Annotated in this window: 2 protein-coding genes; one reads left to right on the top strand and one right to left on the bottom strand. The window is 57.6% G+C overall.

What is annotated here, in order from left to right; all coding sequences use genetic code 11:
* Nucleotides 1–331: 331 nt before the first annotated feature.
* Nucleotides 332–2,032 (bottom strand): gamma-glutamyltransferase, encoded by a 1,701-nt coding sequence (gene ggt / locus ACIQ0R_RS12085; RefSeq protein ID WP_395827769.1) that lies wholly within the window; start codon nt 2,030–2,032, stop codon nt 332–334.
* A 514-nt stretch (nt 2,033–2,546) separates the two neighbouring features.
* On the opposite strand from ggt, the gene recA reads away from it, so the two are divergent.
* On the top strand, nt 2,547–3,191 hold a 645-nt coding region (recA, locus tag ACIQ0R_RS12080), incomplete at its 3' end, for a recombinase RecA (RefSeq protein ID WP_395827766.1).

Below are 3,191 nucleotides of genomic sequence, written 5' to 3'. Positions count from 1 at the left end.
ACGGCAGGCTCGGCAGAAACTGGCTCAAGGGTGCCTTGGGCGACGCCATTCATGCAGTCCTGTGCGGCGCAGGCCGCAACCTGCGCCTGATCCTGCGCAAGCTGCGGCTTTTTTGCGCTGCGTTTCTAGTAATGCTTTGGCCGATGTGGCGTATGGCGACTGTCACGGCTTGAGACAATTATTGGGAAATGGGATTGTTCAGGGCGGACTGGATACTATTAGAAGCATGCGGTTTACTCATGGAAGCAGCGGTTTTGTGTTTTTGTGGGCGAAAAAAAAGATGGGCGCGGATGCCCATCTTTTTGATGTCAAACCGAAAACAGTGAACTGATCAATACCCGATTGCCGCGCCAGCCGGACGCCGCGTATCGTTGGCGCCGTAATAGAAGCCCGGACGCACGATGCCGGATACCCCGGCATCATTGCCAGAGCTGGAGGAAGTCACACCCGCAGCGCCCGGCAAGCCGATCATGATCAACTCAGCCGCGCCCCAAGGGGTTTGTTCCTTCATCTTGTAGCCCATGCCGTCGAGGATTTTCAGCGTATCCGGCGACAGGCCACGGGTTTCGTAGTACACCTCGTCCGGCAGCCATTGGTGATGGATGCGCGGCGCATCCACCGCTTCCTGCGGCGCCATGCCATGGTCGATCACATTCAGCGCGGTTTGCAGTGTGATGGCGATGATGCGCGAACCGCCCGGCGAACCCAGCACCATGTATGTCTTGCCATCCTTGGTCACCAGAGTCGGCGTCATCGACGACAGCGGACGCTTGCCCGGCGCGATCGAATTGGTTGCACCCTGCACCAGGCCGAACAGATTCTGCACCCCGGCCTTGACGGTAAAGTCATCCATCTCATCGTTGAGGAAGAAGCCGGTGCCCGGCGCAATCACCACGGCGCCGAAGCGGCCGTTAATGGTATAGGTGGTGGAAACCGCATTGCCGTCCTTGTCGACGATCGAATAGTGGGTGGTTTCAGGTTTCTCATGCGGTGCCATGCCCGGCTGCACCTCAACCGATGGGGTGGCCTTGTCGGCGCTGATTTTTTCGCGGATCGAGGTAGCGTACTCCTTGCTCAGCAAACGCTCCAGCGGATTTTTGACGAACGCCGGGTCGCCCAGGAAGGTGTTGCGATCCATGTACGAATGGCGCATTGCTTCGGTCATGTAATGCACCGCTGCCGCCGATTGGAAACCCAGCGCCTTCATGTCGTAGCCTTCAAGGATGTTGAGGATCTGGCACATGGTGGCGCCGCCGGAGCTTGGCGGCGGTGCCGAAACGAACACATAGCCGCGATAGTTGCACGATAGCGGTGCGCTTTCGGTGACCTTGTAGCTGGCGAAGTCGGCGGCGGTAATGATGCCGCCACCCGCCTTGGACGCGCGCTCCACTGCCGCCGGGATCGCGCCTTTATAGAATGCGTCAGGGCCGTTGCGCGAAATCGCTTCCAGCGTCTTCGCCAGATCCTTTTGCACCAGACGATCGCCCGGCTGCAATGGCGTACCGTCGCGGCGCAGGAACAAGCGAGCGGCTTCCGGGTCTTTCTTGAACTGCGCGATGGTGGTATCGAGAATGTCGGTATCGCCGCGATTGAGGATATAACCGTCGCGCGCCAGCTTGATCGCCGGTTGCATCACCTGAGCGCGCGTCAGTTTGCCGTATTTGCGTTGCGCGGTATCGAGTCCGAGCACGGTGCCCGGCACGCCCGCCGCCAGGTAGCCGTACAGGCTGGCCTTGGTGATTGCTTTGCCGTTGGCGTCCAGGTACATATCGGCGCTGGCTGCGGCCGGCGCGGTTTCACGAAAATTGATGAAGGTATTGCGGCCGTCGGCCAGGTGGATGGTCATGAAGCCGCCACCGCCGATATTGCCGCAGCAGGGATTCACCACCGCCTGTGCATAGCCGACCGCCACTGCGGCATCGATCGCATTACCGCCCATTTTCAGGATATCGGCGCCGACCTGCGAAGCCAGATGCTGCGACGTCACCACCATGCCATTCTTCGCCTCGACCGCCGGCGCCGAAGCCGCCATTACGTTGCCCTGCAAACCTAACAACAGCACCGATACAGCGAACGGTTTTAGCCAATAAGTAATACGCATACCTTCTCCTCTTCTATTGGTGAGCAACAAGCTTGCCCGTACTTTCGAATTTGCAGCATGCCCCAACTGCGAGCCAGCAGATGAACGCCGGCAGACGCAGACGATGTGCTGAACAATTATTGCACCATCTCGCCGACCCGGCATGGTTTTTATAAGTTGGCCTAACGATATGCGTATTAAGCATGGTTAACCATAAATTCGTAGTACGCATGAGTCGCAGCAGCGCCACTGAGCCGCATATCCTCAAGAGCCGCCATAAAGTAGCATCCTGCCCTGGATTTTTCAAACGGCTGCATGCAGACCGATGATTTCTGCACATACAATACGGTCACGTTTGTAGAAAAATGCGACAGTGCTTGCATAAATCACTGTTTTTTTATACAGTGCTACCTGAAGCTTTAGCCCAGGTTCCAGATTTCTCACCATTTTTGCCGAAAGAATAGCTATGGACGATAAAAAATCCGCACCCAATCCGGATAAAAGCAAGGCTCTTGCCGCAGCCTTGGCGCAAATCGAGAAACAATTCGGCAAAGGTTCGGTCATGCGTATGGAAGACGGTGCCGTGGTCGAAGAAGTGCAAGTGGTCTCCACCGGTTCGCTCGGTCTGGATATCGCCCTCGGTGTCGGCGGTCTGCCACGCGGCCGGGTAGTCGAAATCTACGGCCCTGAATCTTCCGGCAAAACCACGCTGACGCTGCAAACCATCGCCGAAATGCAAAAGCTGGGCGGCACCTGCGCGTTCATCGATGCAGAACATGCACTGGACGTTGGCTACGCACAGAAATTAGGCATCAACCTGTCCGAACTGCTGATCTCGCAACCGGACACCGGCGAACAAGCGCTGGAAATCACCGACGCGCTGGTGCGCTCGGGCGGCGTTGACCTGATCGTGGTCGATTCGGTTGCCGCGCTGACGCCACGCGCTGAAATCGAAGGCGACATGGGTGATTCGTTGCCAGGCCTGCAAGCGCGTCTGATGTCGCAAGCGCTGCGCAAGCTGACCGGCAGCATCAACCGCACCAATACGCTGGTCATCTTCATCAACCAGATTCGCATGAAGATCGGTGTCATGTTCGGCAATCCGGAAACC

It is taken from the genome of Collimonas sp., from assembly GCF_044339385.1.
GTDB lineage: Bacteria > Pseudomonadota > Gammaproteobacteria > Burkholderiales > Burkholderiaceae_D > Collimonas.
The sequence above is the reverse complement of the archived record's forward strand: the minus strand, read 5'-3'. Positions and strand labels throughout refer to the sequence as shown.

Coding starts and splice junctions, on each gene's coding strand:
- ggt (WP_395827769.1), bottom strand. CDS start 2,032: ATGGCGGCTTCGGCGCCGGCGGTCGAGGCGAAGAATGGCATGGTGGTG.